Annotated in this window: 21 protein-coding genes and 1 other RNA gene; 12 read left to right on the top strand and 10 right to left on the bottom strand. The window is 21.3% G+C overall.

The annotated features are described in order from the left end of the window. The first annotated feature begins 5 nt into the window (after nucleotides 1–5). Nucleotides 6–944, top strand: a complete 939-nt coding sequence (locus tag H0H38_RS00110; RefSeq protein ID WP_185872776.1) for a malate dehydrogenase — start codon at nucleotides 6–8, stop codon at nucleotides 942–944. Further along, nucleotides 934–1,479 carry an NAD(P)H-dependent oxidoreductase gene (locus H0H38_RS00105; RefSeq protein ID WP_185872775.1) on the top strand — a complete coding sequence of 182 codons (546 nt, stop codon included), beginning with the start codon at nucleotides 934–936 and terminating at the stop codon, nucleotides 1,477–1,479. The genes H0H38_RS00110 and H0H38_RS00105 overlap by 11 nt, the downstream gene beginning before the upstream one ends. 78 nt (nucleotides 1,480–1,557) lie before the next feature. Here H0H38_RS00105 and H0H38_RS00100 read toward each other — a convergent pair whose 3' ends face one another. Further along, the gene (locus tag H0H38_RS00100; RefSeq protein ID WP_238785403.1) at nucleotides 1,558–2,121 is read right to left on the bottom strand and encodes a thiamine diphosphokinase; all 564 of its coding nucleotides are present in this window, start codon (nucleotides 2,119–2,121) and stop codon (nucleotides 1,558–1,560) included. Nucleotides 2,122–2,164: 43 nt separating this feature from the next. Between H0H38_RS00100 and H0H38_RS00095 the strand changes: the two genes are divergently transcribed. Then, nucleotides 2,165–3,295, top strand: coding sequence for a hypothetical protein (locus H0H38_RS00095; protein WP_185872774.1), 1,131 nt, complete (start codon nucleotides 2,165–2,167; stop codon nucleotides 3,293–3,295). A 3-nt stretch (nucleotides 3,296–3,298) separates the two neighbouring features. Here the strand turns inward: H0H38_RS00095 and H0H38_RS00090 are convergent, their stop codons facing one another. Genes H0H38_RS00090 through H0H38_RS00070 form a run of 5 tightly spaced genes read right to left on the bottom strand, consistent with a single transcriptional unit; the run spans nucleotide 3,299 to nucleotide 6,884 of the window. Beyond that, on the bottom strand, nucleotides 3,299–5,026 hold the full coding sequence (locus H0H38_RS00090) for an ABC transporter ATP-binding protein (protein WP_185872773.1): 1,728 nt from the start codon (nucleotides 5,024–5,026) through the stop codon (nucleotides 3,299–3,301). Then, complete coding sequence (gene truA, locus H0H38_RS00085) at nucleotides 5,019–5,780, bottom strand: tRNA pseudouridine(38-40) synthase TruA (protein WP_185872772.1); 762 nt, start codon at nucleotides 5,778–5,780, stop codon at nucleotides 5,019–5,021. Before truA ends, H0H38_RS00090 begins: the two co-directional genes overlap by 8 nt. Nucleotides 5,781–5,812: 32 nt before the next feature. Continuing rightward, nucleotides 5,813–6,181, bottom strand: a complete 369-nt coding sequence (locus H0H38_RS00080; protein WP_185872771.1) for a Rid family detoxifying hydrolase — start codon at nucleotides 6,179–6,181, stop codon at nucleotides 5,813–5,815. 6 nt (nucleotides 6,182–6,187) lie between these two features. After that, the gene (locus H0H38_RS00075) at nucleotides 6,188–6,376 is read right to left on the bottom strand and encodes a hypothetical protein (protein WP_185872770.1); all 189 of its coding nucleotides are present in this window, start codon (nucleotides 6,374–6,376) and stop codon (nucleotides 6,188–6,190) included. Nucleotides 6,377–6,407: 31 nt separating this feature from the next. After that, nucleotides 6,408–6,884 (bottom strand): 2-amino-4-hydroxy-6-hydroxymethyldihydropteridine diphosphokinase, encoded by a 477-nt coding sequence (locus H0H38_RS00070; protein WP_185872769.1) that lies wholly within the window; start codon nucleotides 6,882–6,884, stop codon nucleotides 6,408–6,410. 112 nt (nucleotides 6,885–6,996) lie between these two features. On the opposite strand from H0H38_RS00070, the gene H0H38_RS00065 reads away from it, so the two are divergent. The 7 genes from H0H38_RS00065 to lnt all read left to right on the top strand — a co-directional run bounded on the left by H0H38_RS00065 (nucleotide 6,997) and on the right by lnt (nucleotide 14,707). After that, complete coding sequence (locus H0H38_RS00065; protein ID WP_185872768.1) at nucleotides 6,997–8,034, top strand: rod shape-determining protein; 1,038 nt, start codon at nucleotides 6,997–6,999, stop codon at nucleotides 8,032–8,034. A gap of 14 nt (nucleotides 8,035–8,048) precedes the next feature. Next, entirely contained in the window at nucleotides 8,049–8,855 is an 807-nt protein-coding gene (mreC, locus tag H0H38_RS00060) for a rod shape-determining protein MreC (RefSeq protein WP_185872767.1), read from the top strand. A gap of 30 nt (nucleotides 8,856–8,885) precedes the next feature. Beyond that, entirely contained in the window at nucleotides 8,886–9,389 is a 504-nt protein-coding gene (locus H0H38_RS00055) for a hypothetical protein (RefSeq protein ID WP_185872766.1), read from the top strand. Continuing rightward, nucleotides 9,356–11,281, top strand: a complete 1,926-nt coding sequence (mrdA, locus tag H0H38_RS00050) for a penicillin-binding protein 2 (RefSeq protein WP_238785402.1) — start codon at nucleotides 9,356–9,358, stop codon at nucleotides 11,279–11,281. The genes H0H38_RS00055 and mrdA overlap by 34 nt, the downstream gene beginning before the upstream one ends. Then, the gene (rodA, locus tag H0H38_RS00045) at nucleotides 11,265–12,509 is read left to right on the top strand and encodes a rod shape-determining protein RodA (protein WP_185872765.1); all 1,245 of its coding nucleotides are present in this window, start codon (nucleotides 11,265–11,267) and stop codon (nucleotides 12,507–12,509) included. The genes mrdA and rodA overlap by 17 nt, the downstream gene beginning before the upstream one ends. A 50-nt stretch (nucleotides 12,510–12,559) precedes the next feature. After that, nucleotides 12,560–12,966: a transfer-messenger RNA gene (ssrA, locus tag H0H38_RS00040) on the top strand. 22 nt (nucleotides 12,967–12,988) lie between these two features. Beyond that, nucleotides 12,989–14,707, top strand: coding sequence for an apolipoprotein N-acyltransferase (lnt, locus tag H0H38_RS00035; RefSeq protein WP_238785401.1), 1,719 nt, complete (start codon nucleotides 12,989–12,991; stop codon nucleotides 14,705–14,707). A 3-nt stretch (nucleotides 14,708–14,710) separates the two neighbouring features. Here lnt and H0H38_RS00030 read toward each other — a convergent pair whose 3' ends face one another. Then, nucleotides 14,711–16,261: an NAD(P)H-hydrate dehydratase gene (locus H0H38_RS00030; RefSeq protein ID WP_185872764.1), complete on the bottom strand. Its 1,551-nt coding sequence runs from the start codon at nucleotides 16,259–16,261 to the stop codon at nucleotides 14,711–14,713. Between the two features lie 60 nt (nucleotides 16,262–16,321). Here H0H38_RS00030 and H0H38_RS00025 point away from each other — a divergent pair, with 60 nt between their 5' ends. Both H0H38_RS00025 and H0H38_RS00020 read left to right on the top strand, forming a co-directional pair. Further along, on the top strand, nucleotides 16,322–17,503 hold the full coding sequence (locus H0H38_RS00025; RefSeq protein WP_185872763.1) for a dihydrolipoamide acetyltransferase family protein: 1,182 nt from the start codon (nucleotides 16,322–16,324) through the stop codon (nucleotides 17,501–17,503). Further along, the gene (locus H0H38_RS00020; protein ID WP_185872762.1) at nucleotides 17,500–17,991 is read left to right on the top strand and encodes an inorganic diphosphatase; all 492 of its coding nucleotides are present in this window, start codon (nucleotides 17,500–17,502) and stop codon (nucleotides 17,989–17,991) included. Before H0H38_RS00025 ends, H0H38_RS00020 begins: the two co-directional genes overlap by 4 nt. Here the strand turns inward: H0H38_RS00020 and aspS are convergent. From aspS to nusA, 3 genes are all read right to left on the bottom strand, one after another. Continuing rightward, on the bottom strand, nucleotides 17,986–19,716 hold the full coding sequence (gene aspS / locus H0H38_RS00015; protein ID WP_185872761.1) for an aspartate--tRNA ligase: 1,731 nt from the start codon (nucleotides 19,714–19,716) through the stop codon (nucleotides 17,986–17,988). The two genes, H0H38_RS00020 and aspS, sit on opposite strands and share 6 nt — an antisense overlap. A gap of 12 nt (nucleotides 19,717–19,728) precedes the next feature. After that, nucleotides 19,729–22,296, bottom strand: a complete 2,568-nt coding sequence (gene infB / locus H0H38_RS00010) for a translation initiation factor IF-2 (RefSeq protein ID WP_185872760.1) — start codon at nucleotides 22,294–22,296, stop codon at nucleotides 19,729–19,731. Nucleotides 22,297–22,365: 69 nt separating this feature from the next. Further along, the gene (gene nusA, locus H0H38_RS00005) at nucleotides 22,366–23,610 is read right to left on the bottom strand and encodes a transcription termination factor NusA (protein ID WP_185872759.1); all 1,245 of its coding nucleotides are present in this window, start codon (nucleotides 23,608–23,610) and stop codon (nucleotides 22,366–22,368) included.

The raw sequence follows: 23,610 nt of genomic DNA, 5'->3' as shown, positions 1-23,610 counted from the left end.
TAAAAATGAAAATTACTATTATTGGATCTGGAAATGTTGGATTATCATGCGCGACTTTATTAGCTCAACAAAAATTAGCTACACAAATTATATTATTAGATATAAAAGAAAATATATCTAAAGGCAAAAGTTTAGATCTTGCTCAAATGTTACCTTTATTACATTCTGATACTAAAGTATTAGGTATATCTAATAATGAGTTTGATAAAACTAAAAATTCTGATATAACTATTATTACTAGTGGATATCCTAGAACTCCAGGAATGAGTAGAGATGAATTAATCAACATTAATGCACAAATTATTTTATCTGTTACAAAACAATCTATTATTTTTTCACCAAAAACAAAATTTATTATTGTATCTAATCCATTAGATGTTATGACATATGTTAGTTATATCGTTTCTAAAATAGATGCATCTAGAATTATTGGTATGGGTGGAATATTAGATTCAATAAGATATCGTTATTTTTTATCTAAAGAATTACATTGTTCGCCAAGAGATATACACACTGTATTATTAGGAACTCATGGAGATTATATGATACCTTTATATAGATATACATCAGTATCAGGAATTCCTATTCATGAATTAATTTCAAAAGAAAAGAATAATGTTTTAATTGAAAAAACAAAAAAAGGAGGAGAAGAGATAGTAAATTTTTTAGGAACATCTTCTTGGTTAGCCCCTGGCGCATCTATTTTACAAATAGTTGAATCTATTATTAAAGATTCTAAAAGAATTTTATCATGTTCAGTATTTTTAAATGGAGAATATAATTTAAGTAATATATGTTTAGGAGTTCCTATTGTAGTAGGAAAAAATGGAATAGAAAAAATATTGGAATTACATCTTAATAAAGAAGAAAAATTATTATTAATACAATCGGCTAATCAAGTTCAAAATATGATTTGTAAATTAGAATTATTAAATGAATTATAAAATTCTATTTATAGTAGCTCATCCTAATATAAAACAATCTATTTTAAATAGACATATTATAGATTACATAATAATAAAATATAATAAAAATGTTTTAATACGACAATTATATGAATTATATCCAGATTTTAAAATTAATGTAATAGAAGAAATTAAAATAATTCTTTCTGTTCAGTGTATTGTTTTTCAATTTCCTTTTTATTGGTACAGTTATCCATCTCTTTTTAAAGAGTGGAAGGATAAAGTATTTACTGAATTATACACCACAAAAAATTTTTTATCTGGAAAACATTTATTAATATCTATTACTACTGGGGCAGATGAAACATCATTTCATGCTGGAGAAAAAAATAATTTTACTCTTGATGAATTTCTTCGTCCAATACAACAAACTGCTTATATATTTCAAATGATTTATCATGGATATATGCATATTTCTATGCAATCAATATCATCATATAATAAATTTATAATTTTAAACCAACATTCTGATAATATTATTAATAAAATTAAAAAAATCGTGTTAGAAAAATAAATATTTTATTTTTCTATAAATATTAATAATTCTCCTGTGGTATATTGAATTTGTATTTTATTTGTAATAGATTGATTTCTAATACCTATTTGTTTTCCAACTTGAAAAGTTTTTTTTTATAGGATATTTTAAGCCTTCTGCAAATAAATTTTTTACTTTTGTAAATGGAAATAAAGATACTTGTTTATATTTTGGAATGAAAAAAGTTTCTTGTTTTTTAGTAAAAAAATATAAATGATGATTATCATGAAATATAATAGATAATTTATTTTTATATTTTAATGCTGTTGATAAATTACCTAAAAAATGATCTTGTTCTTTTCCACTTGCTCCCCAAACATTAATATTTAAAAATCCTTTTTGATAAATAATTTTTAATGCTTTATCAAAATCCGTATAATTTTGATCTAATGTTTTAATTAATTTATTTTTATATATTTTTATTATATCGTTTTGTTTGATGGAATCAAAATCACCAATGATAAAATCAATTTTTATTTTTTTCTTTTTTAAATAAGAATATGCTCCATCAACAACAAAATTTATTGTTTTATTAAAAAAATTATTAATTTGTTTATTAAAATGTGGAGGGATACCATTCAAAAATATATTTATTTCAGGACCTATATATTTATGTATCATAAATTAAGTATAAAAAATGTTTATTTTAAATATAAAAAATTATATGATTAAAAAAATTTTTTTAATAATTATTTTTTGTTCATTTATTTATTCTTTTTCATTAGAAAAAATAGACGGAATATATGCAATTATAGGTAATGAAATTTTATTAAATTCTGAAAAAGAATCATATTTAAATGATAATCATTCTAATACAAAAACATTTTTTAATTCAAAATTAAATGATTTATTAAATAATAAATTAATTTTATATTATGCTAAACAAGATAAAATATTAAAAAAATATTATAATACACTTTTTTTAAAAGTAAAAAAAAATAATAAAAACAAATTAAATCCAGATATATTACAATTTTATGAGAATAAAATTAAATCTGATTATATAGTGAATGTTTTTTTTGAAAAAAAAATACATAATATTAGTGTTACTCCAAAAGAAGTAAAATATGTTTCTAATAATATAGAAAAATTTTTACATTTTTTACCAAAAAAAATATGTATTTCTTATATAAATTTTAATATAAAAAATATTGTAAATAATAATATTTTAATGATTTTAAAAACAATTAAAAAAAATATCATTAAAAAACATAAATTTCATAATTATTCATTTTTAAATTTAAAAGTAATTAATATAAATCAAGAACATTCTTTACCTAAAAAATTTATAAATGTTATTCATCATTTAGATAAACATAAAATATCTAATATATTTACATATAATTCCAATTTTTATTTTCTAAAAAAAGAAAAAAGAAAAATTAAAATATTTTCTATATTAGTTAATAAGTATTTATTATTTAAAATTACAAATATATCTAATTTTGATAAAAAAGAATTCAATCAACAAAAACAATATTTAAAACAATTCATAGATAATATTCATATTGAAACTAATATTTGGGTTAATGAAAGTGATCTGATAGAAAAAATAAAGAATAAATTAGATTTTTTAAAAATTGGAAAAATATCTCATTTAGATGATTATACAATAAATGGAAAAAAAACATTTTTCTTTGTTAAAAAAATAGATATATTTCCTGGATTATCTTATTCTTTTGATAAAGATTATGAACAATTAAAAGCATTTACAATATATTTAAAACAAAAAATTAAAATGTATAATTGGATATTAAATCATTATCAAAAAACTTATATTAAAATTAATGAATAATATTTATATTTTATTATATAGTTGACTATAATAACCATTTAAAGAAATTAAATAATTATGAGATCCTATTTCAACAATATTACCTTTATTAAGGACTAATATTTTATCAATTTTTTTTAATATTGATATACTATTAGTAATTATAATAAAAGTTTTATTAACAGATAATATATTGATAGCATTAAAGATAATATTTTCTAATTTTAAATCTAAAAATGTAGTTGAATTATCTAATATTAACATAGAATGTGGATGCATTTTTACTCTTAATAAAGAAATTAATTGTTTTTCTCCCATAGATAACATGTTGCCTTGTTCTTTAACTATATAATTATATCCATTAGGTAAAGACGATATAATATGATGTATACCTATATATTTTGCCATGTTTTCTATTTTTTTAATAGTAATTAATGAATCACCTAAAGAAATATTATTAGCAATAGAATCATTAAATAAAAATGGATATTGTGTTACTGTTTTAATATGAAATCTTAAACTATCTAATTCAATATCTTGAATATAATATCCATCAATGATAATATTCCCCTTATTAAGTTCATAATATCTAGAAATTAGATTTATAATAGTAGATTTTCCAGAAGCTGTATTTCCTACTATAGCTATTTTTTCTCCATGTTTAATTTCAAAAGAAATTTTATTTAAAATTATTTTTCCATTAAAAGAATAAAAATATACTTTATCAAAAATAATATGTCCTATAAAATTTTTAATTTTAATAAATTTTTTATTTTTTATTATATTATAATTTAGTATAGAGAAAATTCTTTCCATACCAGTTATTCCTTTTTGTATAATATTAAATCTATCTGCTATTTGACGAAGAGGACGAAATAAAAGATATATAAAAAATATAAAAGCAATAATTTGTCCTGGTTGAATATGTTTAGATTCTATCGCATAATATCCAACATATAAAATCACTAAACTAATTGAAAATGATGGAATTATTTCAACTATTGGAAAATAAATAGAAAAATAAAAAATAGTTTGATTATATATATATTTTAAATTTGTATTTATATATTTAAATTTTAAAAAATTGTCTTGTTCTTTATTAAAAAGTTGAATAATTGACATTCCTAGTATATTTTCGTGTAAAAAACTATTAAAATGTGAAATTGCTTTTCTTTCTTTATGAAACAATATTTTTAATAATTTTTGAAAAATTATTGTAATAGAATACATCATTATAATAGTAATAAGAATGATATAAGATAATTTTTGATGTACTGTATACATCATAATAGCAATTATAATAATTTTTAATATATCTCCCAAAATTAAAAGTAGTCCATCATTAAATATAACTGTAATAGTTTCTATATCAGAAATAAAATAAGATCTTAATTTACCTATTGAATTTGTAATAAAAAAAGTATCTTCTAAAGATAATAATTTATTAAAAAGTAAAATTCTAATTGTTTGAATAATTTTTTGTGCAAGAATATTTGAAATATATAATAATAAAAAATTAAATACACTTTCTAAAAAAATAAATATTAAAATCCATATTAATAAATTTTGTAATCCTAAAATATTTTTATCTATAATATGTATATCTATGACTTTTTGTATTAATTTAGGACGATAAGCAGAAAGAAATGATGTTAAAATAGATAAAGAAATAGTTAAACTTAAAATAAGTTTATGATCTAAACTAAGTTTTATAAATTGAATTAAATAAGATGTATATATTTTTTTATCCATGAAATGGATTAATATAAATATCTTTTGGATAAAGTATTTTAGAAAGAAATAATCCATGTGCAGGGACTTTTGGACTACATAAGCGATTATTTTTAAATTCAATAATTTTAATAAATTTTGTTATACTTATTTCTTGCCTTCCAACGTCAATTATTGTTCCAATAATTGATCTAACCATAGATCTAAGAAATCTATTTGCTTCAATAGTAAAACATAAATATTGTTTTTTTTTTGTCCAAAAAGCACGATATATTTTACATTTATTATTAGTTTTATATAATTCTTTTTTACAAAAAGAACTAAAATCATTATAATGCATTAAAATGTGTGATGCTTGATTTATTATTCTGAAATCAAGTTTATAAAAACAATGCCATAAAATATCATTAAAAAAAGGATTATTTTTATATGTTAAATAATATTGATAAGTTCTACTAATAGCAGAAAATCTTGCATGTATATTATTTTTTACTGGAAAAATATTTTTTACGTAAATAGATTTGGGTAAAAAAATATTTAATCTATGAATCAAATAATATTTTTTAATTTGATTTTCATAATCAAAATGAGCAAACATTTGTTTAGCATGAACTCCAGTATCAGTTCTACCTGCTCCTATTATATTAATAGGAGCTTTTAATAATTTAGATAAACAAAATTCTAATACCCCTTCTATGGATTTATTTGTATTTTTTTGGATTTGCCATCCATGAAAATTTTTTCCATTATAAGATACTTCTATAAAAAATCTCAATATATCATGTAATATTTTATATAACTAATAAATTATTTTTTTTTAGAAGCAATTAATGATATTTCTATATTAGCATTTTTAGGTAATTGAGATACTCCTATAGTTTCTCTAACTGGATAATTGTTATTAAAATATTTAGAATATATTAAATTAATTTTTTCTAAATTATTCATATTTTTTATAAATAAAGAAGTTTTTACAACATTATCAAAATTCATAGATTCTGTAGCAAGAATCATTTTCAAATTTTTCATAATTTGATCTGTTTCTTTTTCTATATTATCAAATATAAATTCTTTGGTATATAAATTGATAGCAATTTGTCCAGATACAAATAAAAAATTATTAATTAATATATAAGTGTTATATGGACCAAAAACTAAATTTTTGTTGATTAACATAATATTTTAACGAATGATTTTTTTTACAATTTTACTAATTTTTTTTTGAGCATCTTGTTCTATTTCTTTTTCTATAGACTTATAAATAGAATTATCTTTCAAATTATTTAAATAAGTTTTACAACTATATTGTGCATATAATTGAATATTTATAAAAGTAATAATAATAAATAAATAATATATTATATTTTTCATATACTAAAATTATATATTTTTTATATAATAATTATATTTTTTTTACTATGATTGTATCTGTACATATTCCTAATAATTCTAATACAGATCTATGAAATATTGGATGATATTTAAGTGGTTGTATTTCACACATAGGTATCAAAATAAATTTTTTAATATGTAATAAAGGATGAGGTATTTGAATAGTTTCACTATTTAAAATCATATTGTCATATAATAAAATCTTAATATCAATAACTTTATTATTATATAATTGTAAAACTGGTTGTTGTATAGAAATTTTTTGTTTTTTTTCTAAAATTGATTCTATATACAAAATTGTTTTTAAAATTTGAATAGGCGATAATTCAGTGTTAATTTGTATAACAATATATATATATAATTGACTTTCAAAAAGAGATGATTTTATAATAATTGTTCCTATTAATTTAGATATTAAATAATATGATTTTTTTATATATTTTTTTTTATTACTACTTAATGATAAAAAAAGAGAATGATTATTCATAATAAAAAATTTATTTTAAAACTAAAAATAAATAACATCGATTTTTAATCCTTTGAATTATTAAGATTTAGAAAAATCTATTTAAATTAAAGATTATATAAATTAATATGGAATGGGTTTAATTAATATTACTAAAAATATTTTTACTCAGGAAATAGCCATTGATTTAGGGACAGCTAATACCCTTATAATGCATCGTAATAAAATTATTGTTGATTTACCATCCATAATAGCAATAGATGTTAGAACTAATAATGTATTAGCAGTAGGTGAAGAAGCTAAAGAAATGCAAGGTAAAACACATAAAAATATTAAAATTTTTAAACCATTAAAAGACGGAGTAATTGCAGATTATCAAGTAGCTGAATTAATGATTAAAGAATTTATTAATAAAATACCAGGAATAAATAAAAAAATTTTTACACCATCTTTAATTATGGTTATATGCATTCCATCTGGAATTACAGAAGTAGAAAAAAGAGCAGTTAAAGATTCTGCTCAACATCTTAATGCAAAAGAAGTTTATTTAATTGAAGAGCCTATGGCTGCGGCTATAGGATCTGGTCTATCTGTTACAAAAGCAGAAGGAAATATGATTATTGATATAGGAGGAGGAACTACAGAATGTGGAGTGATTGCTTTAGGAGGTATTGTTTGTAAAAAATCTATTAAAATAGCTGGAGATGTTTTTACGAATGATATTGCTTATTTTTTAAAAAATAAATATAATTTATATATTGGAGAACGAACTGCAGAAAAAATAAAAATTGATATTGGAGCCGCTATAGAAGATATTGATGATACACCAGATGATATTCATATACAAGGAATAGATTTACCAACTGGTAAACCTAAGGAAATGAATTTATCTTATCAAGAAATAATTCCAGCATTAGATAAATCAATTGTAAGAATTGAAGATGCAGTGATGGAAACATTATCTAATACACCTCCAGAATTAGCTGCTGATATTTATAAAACAGGAATTTATATGGCTGGAGGAGGTTCTCTTTTAAGAGGATTAGATATAAGACTATCTAAAAAAACTGGATTATCTGTTTCTTTAGTAGAAGATCCTCTAAGAGCAGTAGTAAAAGGAACTGGAGTAGCCTTAAAAAATATTGATAAATTTACTTTTTTAATGAAATAGAGTTAATATTTATTATGCGTAATATTTTTCATTTTTTGATAAAATGGAGATTTATTATTTTATTTATTGTTTTAGAATCAATATCTTTATTTTTATCTTTTTCAAAATATTATAATATTGGATCTTCTAATTATATGATTGGCAATATTTCTGAGGCTATGAATAAATTTAGAAATTTTTTTTTATTAGATATAGAAAATAAAAAATTAATAGAAGAAAATGCTAAATTAAAACAAGAGAATTTTTATTCTAAAATAGAAAAATTATCTAAAGATTTTAAAAAAGCGAATTTTAATTATTTACAACAATATAATTATACACCTGTAAAAATTATTAATAATAGTATTAATAATCAAGAAAATTTTATTACTATAAATAAAGGTAGTATAGATGGTATAAAAATAGATATGGGATTAATATTATCTAATGGAATTGCTGGAATTATTATTAAGACATCCCCTCATTTTAGTGTAGCTATTTCATTATTAAATACTCAAATTCATATTAACGCAAGATTAAAAAAAAATAAATATTTTGGAACCATAAGTTGGGATGGTGACAGTTATAAATATGTTATATTATACGATATTCCTAAATATTCCACCTTTTCTAAAGGTGATTTAGTAGAATCAGATGGAAAATCTTCAACCTTTCCCGAAGGGATTCCTATAGGACATGTATCATCATATACTTTTGATGAAGAACATGCAAGTTATATAATTAAAGTAAAATTAATAGAAGATTTTTCAATTTTAGAAAATGCATATGTTGTAAAAAATTTATTTAAACAAGAACGATATAATCTTCAACTAAAAAAGTAATTTTATAGTTCAAAAATTGAACATAATATAATGAATTATATTCAAAGAATTTTATCTTATTTTGTATATATTATATATATTGTTTTTTTACAATTATCAATGTTAAATCCTATATTTTTAGGATTATATTCATATATTTATATTGTATTTATTATACAAATTCCTGTTTATGAAAAAAAATTAATAGTTTTATTATTATCATTTTTAATTGGATGGATAATTGATCAGTATTTGAATACTGGGGGGATGCATGCTTTTTCTTCTACTTTTACTGCTTTTTTTAGATTAAAAATTTTAAAATTTTTTGATGGAAATAATTTTATTTTTAACAAAAATTTTTCTATTTATAAATTATTTTTTATAAAAAAAATATTATTTATATATACTTTAATTATTGTTCACCATGGAATTTTATTTATATTGCAAACTATTCATGGGATATTTTTAAACAAAATTTTTATATTCAAAATAATATTTAGCAGTATTTTTACATTAATATTATGTATGATTTTATTTTTCAAAAAAAATATTTGAAAAAAATACAAAGCTTTTATTTTTTATTAATTTTTATAGGTATTATTTTTATTTTTAGATTATTTTATTTACAAATATATACTGAAAAATATATTTTAAATGCCTTTAATACTTCTATAAAACAAGAAATTATTATACCAGAAAGAGGCAATATTTTTGATAGAAATAATCATTTACTAGTTTTTAATAAATCAATTTATGAATTATTAGTAATACCTATGTTAGTAGATGATAATTTAAATGTTATTGAATTATGTAATTTACTAGGAATAAATGAACATACTTTTTATGAAAATTTAAAAAAAGCAACAGAATATTCAAAATATTTACCTTCTGTTTTTATTCCTTATATTTCAAAAGAAAAATTTGCGTCTATACAAGAAAAATTATATAAATATAAAGGATTTGATTGGATAAAACGTTCACTTAGAGATTATAACGTAGTTACTTCTGCTAATGTTTTAGGATATATAGGAGAAGTTAGTCCAAACATTATTATTAATCAAAAAGAAAACTATTATCAAATAGGTGATTTTATTGGATGGGCTGGGGTAGAAAAATATTATGAAAAAATATTAAGAGGAAAAAAAGGAATTAGATATTGGGTAAAAGATAAAAATGGATGTATTATTGGTAGTTATAATCATAAAAAAAATAATATTAAAGCAATTAGTGGTAATGATATTTCTTTAACTATTGATTGGAAATTACAAAATTATGCTGAAAAATTAATGTTTCAAAAAAAAGGCGCAATAGTGGCTATTAATCCAAAAAATGGAGAAATTTTATCTATAGTTTCTAGTCCAATTAATGATCCAAATGTATTTTTAGATTTTAATAGAAGTAAAGAATTGAAAAAATTAATGCAAAATACTATAGATTATCCATTATTTGATAGAACTACGCAAGCTTGTTATTCTCCAGCATCTACTTTTAAATTATTAACAGAATTAGTTGGTCTTCAAATGGGGGTAGTAAATAAAAAAACTAATTTTGTATGTTATAAAGGATTTAGATTTAAAAATAAAATTATTCATTGTCATTCTGGATTTAATGGAATACCAATTGGAATTGAAACTGCTGTAGCTATTTCTTGTAATAATTATTTTGCACAAGTTTATAAACGTATAATTGAAAAATATCCTAATAATCTAACAAAAGGAGTAAATGAATGGTCAGATATTATTAAAAGTTTTGGGTTTGGAAATTATTTATATAATGATTTAGCTACTGGAGAAAAAGGAATTATACCTAATGGAGAATATTATAATAAAAAATATGGTAAATATAAGTGGAATGCTCTTACAATCATTTCTAATGGAATTGGTCAAGGAGAAATTAATATAACTCCTATTCAATTAGCAAATATGGTTTGTGCAATAGCAAATAAAGGATTTTTTTATACACCACATATAATAAAATATATTAATCATAAACCAATAATTAATTCAAATTATACGACTGCAAAATATACAAAAGTTAATAAAAAATATTTTAATATAATAATCAACGGAATGGAAAAAGTTTTTTCTATTGGAACTGGAAAAAATTTTAAATCTATGAATATTAGAATGGCCGGGAAAACAGGAACTACTCAAAATTTTATTAAAGTGAATAAAAAAATTATATCTCTTCCTGATCATTCAATATGTATTTTATTTGCACCAATAAATAATCCAAAAATAGCAATTTCTGTAATTATAGAAAATGGAGGTTATGGAGCTAAATGGGCTGGCCCAATAGCTAGTTTAGTCGCTGAAAAATATATTAATACTTATGTTAAAAGGCAAGCATTAGAAAATAAAATGTTAAATAATGGATTACAAAAAATATATACTCATATAGCACAACTTAAAAATTATACTAATAATAAAATTGATAAAAAGAAATAATAATTTTTTTGGTAATGTAGATAAATACATTATTTTAATTTATATTATTATAATATCTTTTGGATATCTAAATCTTTATTCCGTTTCTTGTGAAAAATCAGAAAAACAATTAATATGGATTATTTTTAGTTTAGCATGTGTATTTATTATTTTTATTATTAAACCAATATATTATAAAAATCTTTCTCCATATTTTTTTTTATTTACATTAATTTTATTGATTGGAGTATTATTTTTTGGAAAAAATATCAACGGATCTAGATCTTGGTATGTGATAGGTCCTATTAATTTTCAACCTGCAGAATTTGCTAAAATTTCTACTTCATTAATAATAGCTTATTTATTGTGTAAATACAATGTTAAAATATATAATAACAAAATATGGATATATACATTATTAATAATATTAATTCCTACTATATTAATTTTTTTTCAACCTGATCCAGGTACTTCAATTGTTTTTATTTCTTTTATTCTTACTTTATATAGAGAAGGGTTATCTATATTATTTATAATATATTTATTAATTTTAATGATAATTTTTACATTATCATTAAATATTTCTTACTATATAATCATTTCATTTTTATTATTAATATTTAGTATTATATTTTTAATTATGAAAAGACATGTATTAAAAAATTTATTAGTTTATATTTTTTGTTTTTTGACTTGTTTTTTGAGTATATTAATTTTTCCATTTTTTTATAAAAATGTTGTAAAACAACATCATAAAGATAGAATTAACATTTTATTTAAAAATGAATTTGATAGACAATATAGAGAAAATATTGGATATAATTTACTATATTCAAAAACTGCTATAGGTTCAGGAAAATTATTTGGAAAAGGATATAGAAAAGGTATAATTACAAAAGGAAAATTTGTTCCAGAACAAGATACAGATTATATTTTTTGTACTGTTGGAGAAGAATGGGGGTTTGTAGGAAGTGTAATATTAATATTATTTTATTTATTATTTATTAGTAGGATATATTGTTTATCAGAACGACAAAAAAATGTATTTGTAAGAATTTTTGGATTTTCTGTTGGAAATATTTTTCTTATACATTTTTTAATTAATATTGGAATGGTGATGGGGTTATTTCCAACAATAGGAATTGTTCTTCCATTTTTTAGTTATGGAGGATCTTCATTTTGGTCATTTACTATTTTACTTTTTATTTTGATACGTTTAGATGCTTTTGATAAAACACAATTAATTTAAATATTGATTTGATTTATTTTAGTAATTGTTGTAAATTTAAACAATGATATGGGACTGATTTTTGGATTAGACATAAAGATGATTAATAAAAGATAAGCATATCGTGTTACGTAAGGTTTTACACGTAAAAACAACGTTACAAATAATATATAAATGGCGAAACACAATACGCTTTTGCTGCTTAATAATATTATAATATTATAGCACTATCTGTTTGACAGAAGCAAAATATCTTTAATAGAAATTTCCTTATATTTCTATAAATAAGATACTTAATAATATAATAAGGATAAAGATAATAAATGATTCTTATATTATCTTTATTATTATGGAATCTAATATTAATTTTGATATCCAAAAATCAATATTAATATGAAAAAATTCCTTTTGGATAAGTATGTAGAACCCTTTTTTTAATTCTTTTTGGACGCGGGTTCAAATCCCGCCAGTTCCACTAATTAAATGATTGAAAATAATATTTGAATATTAATCCATATTTTTTATATAATTATCAAATTTTTTTTTGCAGTTTTTTTTCAGGAATTTTATTAGGATTAGGTTGGCCAACCTATGGAAATCCATTTTATTTATTTATAGGATTTATTCCTCTATTATATGTAGAGAACTATTTATTTAATTATGCTACTAATTATTCTAGCAAAGTTTTTTGTTTTTCTTTTATTACTTTTTTAATTTGGAATGCTATTGCTACTAGTTGGTTATCTAATGCAAAAAAACCTAATGGAGAATCTGCATGGTTAATTACATATTTAATCCCAATTTTTTTAAATTCTATATGTATGTCTTCTGTTTTTTTATTGTATTCATATATTAAAAAATATTTTAATGATGAAAGAATATGTCAATTATTTTTAGTATGTTTATGGATTTTATTTGAAAAAATACATTTAGAATGGGATTTATCTTGGCCATGGTTAAATTTAGGCAATGGATTTGCTAATTATATAAAATATATTCAATGGTATGAATATACAGGAATTTTAGGTGGAACAGTATGGATATGGATTGTAAATATAGGATTATTAAATTCTATTATAAAATTTCAATATTCTAGACAAAAATTATGTTTTTATAACAATATATCTTATAATATATATATCATTATATTTGTTATTATAATATCAAATTATATATATTTTAATTATGATAAATTACATAAAAAAATACAAGAAAATAAATTTATTAATGTATTAATATTACAGCCTAATATTGATCCATATTATAAAAAATATAATATATCAACAAATACATTAATTGCTCACTTACAAAAGTTAATTAATAAAAAATTAATTAATTATAATAATAATGTTTATACAAATAATCTTTATATTATTGCACCTGAAACAACATTACCTGGAAATGACACCAAAATTTCTATTGAAAATTTAGAAAAAAATCACATTATTTATTATTTAAAACAATATTTACATCAAAATTCATATACGTCATTTATTACAGGAATAGAATTATATTCAATTTCTGACAAAAAATATAGGAAAAGCTCAAATAAATTTTTTTTGGATAAAAAACGAAATCAAATAAAATGGATAGATATATTTAATTCTGCAATTTATATAACTTCAAATTCAAAAAAAATTCAAATTCATCATAAATCTAAATTGGTTCCTGCAGTAGAAACATTTCCATATAAAAAATTTTTATTTCCAATTTTAGGAAAAATATTACTTAATTTTGGTGGAACTGTTTTAGAACATAGTATAGAAACCAATCCAATTAGTTTTTTTGATAAACAATCTGGAATTAAAATAGCATCTATTATTTGTTATGAATCTGTTTTTGGTGAATATGTATCTAAATTTTTTAAAAAAACAAATTCCAATTTAATGGTTATTATTACTAACGATGGATGGTGGGGGATTTCACAAGGGTATAAACAACATTTATCTTATGCAAGACTTAGAGCAATTGAAAATAGAAAATGTATAGCAAGATCCGCAAATACTGGAGTTTCTTGTTTTATTAATGAAACAGGTGATATTATTGATTTTTTACCATATGGAAAAGAAGGTGCATTATTGAATAAAATTCAAATTAATAATAAAAAAACTTTTTATATAAAATATGGAGATTTTATTGCAACAATAAGTTTATTTACGTTAATTATAATTATTGTTTATTCTATACTTTTTCAAGTTTTTATTATAAACTTTATTTAAAAATTAATAATTATTTATTGTTTTATAAGAAAGATCAAGATAATTAATAATATCCTCTGCTATTATAGATTCTTCACTGTGATTGAATGCAGCTAGATCACCTGATAATCCATGAAGATATACTCCAAATATACATGCTTCTTTTTGAGAATATCCTTGAGATAATAATGAAGTAATAATTCCACTTAAAACATCTCCAGTACCTGCTGTTGCCATTCCTGGATTTCCAGTACTATTAAAATATAAATCTCCATCAGGAGTAGATATTATAGAATGTGCTCCTTTTAATACACAAAAAATTTTATTTTTTTGAGAAAAATGTTTTAAAATTTCTAATTTATGATAATCATTTTTCCATGATCCACATAATTTATAAAATTCTTTTGGATGTGGAGTAATAATTGTATTTTTTGGAATAAAATTTAAAAAATTTAATTGATTAGATAATATATTAAGAGCATCAGCATCAATAACTATAGGAATTTTTCCATATTTTTTTTGATATAATAAAAAACTTTTAACTGCATTAGATGTTTGTTCATTTTTATCACCGATTCCCATACCTATTCCTATTGAATTTACTTTGAAAGATAATGGAATTTTTTGTATAAAAAAATTATTATTATCTGTTTGTACTATTGCTTCTGGAATAAATTGTTGCAAAATTTGATATCCACAACGTGGAATATATACACTTAATTTTCCAATTCCAGTCTTGAAACTTGCTTTTGATGCAAGAGCCATAGATCCTATCATTCCATATGATCCTCCAATTAGTAGTCCATGTCCATAAGTTCCTTTATGTGTAAATTTTTTCCGTTTTTTCTTATATATTTTACAAATTATTTTTTTATCAATAAAAAAATAATTTGTAATTATATTATGAACATAATTATCTTTCCATCCAATATTTAATAAATACCATGTTCCAATATAATCTGAATAGTCAGGTAAAAAAAATGATAATTTTGGAAAATGAAAAGTTAATGTATAAGTAGCTTTAATAATAGTTACATTATTATCTTCTTTTTTCATTAATAATCCAGATGGAATATCAATAGATATTACAATTCTAAATTGTTGATTATTAATATAATTAAAAAAAGATATCCAATATGTACTTATTATTGGTCTATTAAATCCAATACCAAAGATTGCATCAATTAATAAAATATCATATGTATGATTAAATATAGGAAATTTTTGATATTTATCGATATATTTTATTTTAATACCATATTTAGTAATTTTTTTTTTTTGAATTAAAAATTCATTAGATGCATTATTAGCAATATTCACTATGTATATAGTAATATTATAATATCCATATAAATATAATTTTTTAGCTAAAGTTATACCATCTCCACCATTTTTTCCTTTACCTGCTAATATTATAATATTTTTTAATGTATTAAATAATAATTGTTTATGATTGATAATCCAATTCAAACATGATGTAGCAGCTCTTTCTATTAAATCAATAGAAGAAATATGTTCGTTATCAATACAAGTTTGTTCTAATTTTTTAATTTGAGATGAAGAAAGAATTTTCATTTTTTAAAATGAATTTATTATTTTTATCTTAAAAAATAAAATATAAAATAACAAATTTAGATGGCCGAGTATAATTTGACCCTTCCAGCTATGGGTGAAAGTATAGCTGAGGCTACTATCATTCGTTGGTTAAAAAAAGAAGGAGATACTATTAAAAAAGAAGATTTGTTAGTAGAAATAGCTACAGATAAAATAGATTCAGAAATTTATTCTCCTATTAATGGAAAATTAAAAAAAATATTATTTACTACTAATCAAGTAGTGCAAGTTGGATCTTATATTGCAATTTTAGAAATTGAAAGTAAAGACGAATTAAATATGAATCGTTTTTATTCTCCATTTGTTCGATTGATTGCTCAGAAAACAGGACTAAGTTTGTATGAATTAAATTCTATTCCTGGAACAGGACAAAATAATAGGTTAACTAAAACAGATATAGTAAAATATATTAAATCAAAGCAAAATCATTTAATTTCTTATTCCAAATCAAATTTGACTTCTATTATTATGGAAGACAATAAAGAAAAATATGAAAAAATTATTGAAATGGATAGAATTCGACAAATTACTTCAATAAATATGATTGAAAGTAAAAAAATATCTGCTCATGTTACTTCTTTTGTAGAAGCAGATGTAACTAATATAGTGAAATGGAGAAATAAAATAAAAGATTCTTTTCAAAAAAGGACTGGAGAAAAATTAACTTTAATGTCAGTTTTTGTAGAATGTGTAGTGAAAGCGATTAAAGACCATCCAATGATTAATATTTCGGTTAATGGAAATAAAATAATAAAAAAAAAAAATATCCATATAGGATTAGCTACTGCATTAACAAATGGAACTATTATTGTTCCTGTTATTAAATATGCAGATTCTTACAGTTTAGGAGGATTAATAAAAATTATTAATGATTTAATCAAAAGAGCAAGATCTAATCATTTGAATCCAGAAGAAATACAAGGAGGCACATATACAATCAGTAATATTGGAAGTTTTGGCAATTTATTTGGAACTCCTATTATTCATCAACCTCAAGTAGCTATTATGGCAATAGGATTGATCCAAAAAAAATTATCAATTATAGAAACTCCTAATGGCGATTTTATTGGAATAAGACATAAAATTTATTTATCTCATTCTTATGATCATCGTGTGATAGATGGCGTATTAGGGGGGGGATTTGCTAAAACAGTAGCTGTTTATTTAGAAAAATTTAATTGTTACAATACTAAAATAGTATGATATATTTTGATGTTTTAATAGAAATACCTAAAGGTAGTAGAAATAAATATGAATTTGATAAAATTCATAATAAAATGAGATTAGATAGAGTCTTACATTCTGCTATGTTTTATCCTAGAGATTATGGGTTTATTCCCAAAACTCTGGCAAAAGATGGAGATCCATTAGATGTATTAGTATTTTTAACAGAACCTACGATACCAGGATGTTTAATTAAAGTTAAACCAATAGGGATCTTTTTTATGAAAGATGAAAAAGGAGATGATGAAAAAATTATTTGTGTTCCTATTTCAGATCCACATTATAATCATATTCAAGATATTGATGATATATCTAATCATGATAAAAAGGAAATTGAACATTTTTTTTCGGTTTATAAGGATTTAGAATATAAAAAAGTAATAATAGGTGATTGGAAATCTAAAGAAATTGCTATTTTAATTTATAAAGAATCCGTTATTAGATATAATAAAAAACAATTATCATAAGTGTAATTCTTTTATTTTTTCTGCTGTTAAAAAAGAAGGAGAATTTGTCATTATATCTTGTCCATAATTGTTTTTTGGAAATGGAATAACATTTTTCATATTATCTATTTCACCTAACATAACAGCTATTAATCGATCTAATCCAAATGCAATTCCACCATGAGGTGGAGTTCCATATTGAAAGGATTTAATAAAAAATCCAAATTCAGATTCAATATCTGTATTTGATAACCCTAAATATTGAAAAATTTTTTTTTGTAATTTTTGATTATGAATTCTTATAGATCCACTACCAATTTCAACTCCATTAATAACTAAATCATAAGATTGAGAGAGAATATTATTTAAATTATTGGTAATATTATTATTTAATAATAAAACAATATCTTTTTGTTTTGGACTTGTAAAAGGATGATGAAATGATGTATACTTCTGTTTTTCTATATCCCATGTAAAAAGTGGATAATCTATAATCCATAATGGTTTAAAAATATTACATTTATTAATATTTACAATATGATATATTTTTTTTTGAATTAATGGTAATATTTTCATTATGTGATTTTGTTTTCCACAAATAATAAATAAGATATCTTCAGGTTGTAATTCAAAATATTTAATAAGTTGTATTAAAATTTTATTATGCAATGTAATTTTCCATTTTTCTTTTGGAAAGAAAAATGTTTTATTTTTAAGATATTTTATCCAAAGAACATTATCAATCACATTATTATAATTTTTAATATATTGTAAAATATACTCAATTTGACTATTATTAAGATGAAAATAATTTGGAATATTAATTCCTATTATAAAGTCTTTTTTTAAATACTTAATATGATTTTGTAATAGTTTAGTGATTATCCTAAGATCTGGGTTATTTGTTCCATATATTTGCAAAACATCATAATATGTCATTTTTTTAAATGTATTTAATTCTATATTTTTCATTTTTTTAAACAAATGTTTAATAAAATGCTCAAAAAATAATAATATATCATCAAATTCTATAAAAGACATTTCACAATCTATTTGAGTAAATTCTATCTGTCTATCTGAACGTGGATCTTCATCACGAAAACATTTTACAATTTGAAAATATTTATCTATTCCACCAATCATTAATAATTGTTTGAATAATTGAGGAGATTGAGGAAGATGATAAAATTTTTTAGGTAGTATTCTAGAAGGAACTACAAAATTTCTTGCTCCTTCAGATGTTGAATTAATCAATATTGGTGTTTCTATTTCTAGAAAATTATTTTTAGACATAAAATTTCTTATTTCTAAAGAAATTTTATGTCTAAAAATTAAATTATTCTTAATAGGAGCTCTTCTAATATCTAAATATCTATATTTCATTCTATTTTCTTCATTTCCATCCGTTTTATTTTCTATTGTAAAAGGAAGTTGAGCAGAATGATTTAATATTTCTAATTTAGATATTAAAATTTCTATTTTTCCAGTTGATAAATTATAATTTATAGACTTTCTTTTTTTTACTTCTCCATGCACTCTTATTAAAAATTCTTTTTCTATATTAGCAATTGTATTTTGTAATTTGTTTTTTAATACAGTTAATTGTATAATACCATAATAATCTCTCAAATCTATAAATATTAATGATCCTAAATCTCGTAATTTTTGGATCCATCCAGATAAAATTACTACTTTGCCTATATCTTCGATTCTAAGTTCTTCGCAATTATGTGTTCTATAAATCATAAATCATTAATTTTATTTAGAGTATTTTTGATATACTTCAATAATATCACCATTTTGTATATCATTATAATCTTTAATTATAACACCACATTCATATCCTTTTGATACCTCTTTAACATCTTTTTTAAATCGTTTTAATGAAATTAATTCTCCAGTATAAATTACAATACCATTTCTAATTAATCTAATTGTTGATGTACGAATTAATTTTCCTTCTGTAACGATACATCCAGCGATAATTCCTAATTTAGGAATATTAAACATATCTCTAACTTCTGCATTTCCTAAAATTTTTTCTTTTATTTCAGTGGATAACATTCCTTTTATTGCTTCTTGAAAATCATTAATTACATCATATATAATAGAATAAATTCGTATTTCTATATTTTCTTTTTTTATTATATGATTGATCCCATGAGTAGGACGAACGTTAAATCCGATAATTATTGCATCTGAGGCACTTGCTAACAAAATATCAGATTCTGTAATAGAACCTACACCTTTATGAATGATATTGATCATAATATTTTTAGTAGATAATTTTTCTAATGAATCAGAAATTGCTTCTACAGATCCATCTACATCTCCTTTAAGTAAAATTTTTAACTCTTTAAAATTGCCTAATGCAATTCTTCTACCTATATCGTCTAATGTTAAATGTTTTTGAGATCTTATATTTTGTTCTCTTTGTAATTGTTCTCTTCTAGTAGCTAATTGTTTTGCAAATTTTTCATCTAAAAATACTTTAAATTTATCTCCAGATGAAGGAGTCCCGTTTAATCCTAATATAGTAACTGGTTGAGATGGTACAGCAGATGAAATACTTTTTCCACGTTCGTCTAAAATATTTTTTACTTTTCCATGATGAAATCCTGCTAATACATAATCTCCGATTTTTAAAGTTCCATTTTGTACTAAAATAGTTGTTACATAACCTCTTCCTTTATCTAAAGAAGCTTCGATAATTGTACCTGTAGCCATTTTTTTTGGATTAGCTTTTAATTCTAAAAGTTCAGCTATTAATAATACTTTTTCTAATAATTGATCAATTCCAGTCCCTAATTTTGCAGATATTTCTTGTGAAGGATATTTTCCACCCCATTCTTCTACCAATAAATTAATATTAGCTAATTGTTCTCGTATTTTATTTGTATTAGATTCTGATTTATCAATTTTATTGAATGCAAATATAATAGGAACATTTGCAGCTTGAGCATGACTGATAGCTTCTTTTGTTTGTAACATAACTTGATCATCAGATGCAATCATAATAATTGCAATATCTGTAATTTGAGCTCCTCTTGCTCTCATTGCTGTAAATGCTTCATGACCAGGTGTATCTAAAAAAGTTATACTATAATTATTTTTATATTTTACATTATAAGCTGATATATGTTGAGTAATACCTCCATATTCTCCTGCAATAACATTAGTTTGTCGTATATAATCTAATAAAGATGTTTTTCCATGATCTACATGCCCCATTACGGTAATAATTGGAGGTCTTGTTATTAAATCTTGTTCTGTAGTATTATCAATAATATCTTCTTGTTGTTGTATAGATTCTTCTAAATCTATTCCTACAAATTCTACATTATATCCAAATTCATCTGCAACTAAAGTAATAATTTCAGCATCTAATCTTTGATTCATTGTAACCATAATACCTAAAGACATACAAGCAACAATTATATCTGCAGGATTAACTTTCATCATAGATGATAATTCATTAACAGTAGTAAATTCAGCTAATTTTATAGATTTTTCTGTATTATTATTATCTTTTAATAAATTATTTTTTTCTTTTTTTTGTAATTTTTTTTCTTTTTTAATTTTTGATGATTTTGATTTAATATTTCTTGATGATAATTTTTCTAATGTTTCTTTAATTTGTTTATTGACTACTTTATCAGTAATTTCAAATTTTATTTTATTATTTTTTATTCTGTGTTTATCGAATTTGTATGAATAATGTTTTTTATTATTATTTAATTGTTTACTTTTTTTGATATCATCAATTAAAATTTCTTTTTTAATTCTTTTTCGTTTTGTTTTAATTTTTACTTTAGTTTTTTTCTTTTCAAATTGAGATAAATCAATTCTATCTCCAGTTAACATAACACCATCTAATTTTTGATAAACTGTGTCTATATGTTCTGGTTTTTTTTTATGTTTTTTTTCTATTATTCGAGAATTATTAGTATGTATTTCTAATTTAGAAATATCTTTAGTTCTTTCTTGTTTTTCTTTATCATATTGATTAATATCTATTTTTCCTAATTTTTTAAATTTTATAAAATGATTTATTTTAGCACGAATAATTTTAGGTTGAGATTTTGATAATTCTTTTTGAATTTTTTTAGTTTCTAATTTTTTTTTTAAAAAAATTTTTTCATAATTATCTCTAATTGTTTTTTGAGATTGAAATTTTTTAACTAAAATTTGATAAATTTTGTCTTCAATTTTAGAATTAGGATTATTTTCTATTTTAATGCCTTTTTTTTTCAAAAAATCAAGCACTCTTTGTAAAGAGATATTTAATTTAGTTAATACTGTTTTTAATCGTATTTTATGAGTCATAATAACAAAACCAATTTAATGTTATAATAATAAGTGAGTTAAAATTTATTTTTTATATATTTTTATTATTTAATTCTTTTCTTCTTCAAATTCTTTTTTTAATATATTAACTACATTAGTAATAATTTTTTCTTCTAATTTAGTTTGTATCATAAGATCATGTATATTACAATTCAAAATTGATTTTGCTGTATTTAAACCTGCTAAATAAAATTTATTGATAATTTGTGGTTCTATTTCATCAGAAAATTCTGTTAATTCAACATCATCTTCATAATATGATTCTCGTAATATATTAATTTTATATCCAGTTAATTGACTAGCTAATCTAATATTTTGCCCACCTTTTCCAATAGCTTTAGAGATTTCGTCTAATTTTACATATACATTAACATACTTTTTATCTTCATTAATTTCCATCATAGAAACCTTAGCAGGATTTAAGGATCTTGTTATATATAATTGAATATTAGATGTATAATTAATAACATCTATATTTTCATTTTTTAATTCTCTAACAATTGGATGAATTCTAGAACCTTTCATTCCAACACAAGCACCTACGGGATCTACACGATTATCGTAAGATTCTACAGCTATTTTTGCTTTTTCTCCTGGAATACGTGCTACTTTTTTTATTGTAATTAATCCATCAGAGACTTCAGGAATTTCTAATTTGAAAAGTTCTTCTAAAAACTTTTCATCTGTTCTAGTAATAATAGCAAAAGGTTTACTATCTTTCCATTCTACTTTTTTCAATAAACCTCTAATAGGATCTCCTTTTCTAAAAAAATCTGTTGGAATTTGTTCCTGTTTAGGAAGAACTAATTCGTTTTGTTCTTCATCTTTCATGATAATTTGTTTAGGTAAAACATGATACACTTCGGCATTTATAATTTCTCCTATTTTTTTTTTGAATTTATTATAAGTATTAGTGTTATCATATTCATTAATTTTTGATAATAAATTTTGTTTTAATGCAAGAATAGATCTTCTTCCTAAAGATTGTAGTTCAACTTGTTCTGAAACTTCTTCTCCAATTTCAAAATCTATTTCTATTTTTCTAGCTTTAGACAACTCTATTTCTTGATTAATATTTTTTAATTCTCCATCTTTCACTACTTTTCTATTTCTCCATATTTCTAAATCACCTTGTTCTGGATTCACTATAATATCATAATTTTTAGATGAATCATATTTTTTTTTCAAAACACTTCTTATAGAATCTTCTATAATTGCAATTAAACTGACTTGATCTATTTTTTTTTCGTACTTAAAATTTGAAAAAGAGTCTATTAAAGCTTCATTATTCAT

It is taken from the genome of Blattabacterium cuenoti, from assembly GCF_014252355.1.
Taxonomy (GTDB): domain Bacteria; phylum Bacteroidota; class Bacteroidia; order Flavobacteriales; family Blattabacteriaceae; genus Blattabacterium; species Blattabacterium cuenoti_AD.
Note: the sequence above shows the minus strand (reverse complement) of the source record. Positions and strands in the feature narration are given on the sequence as shown.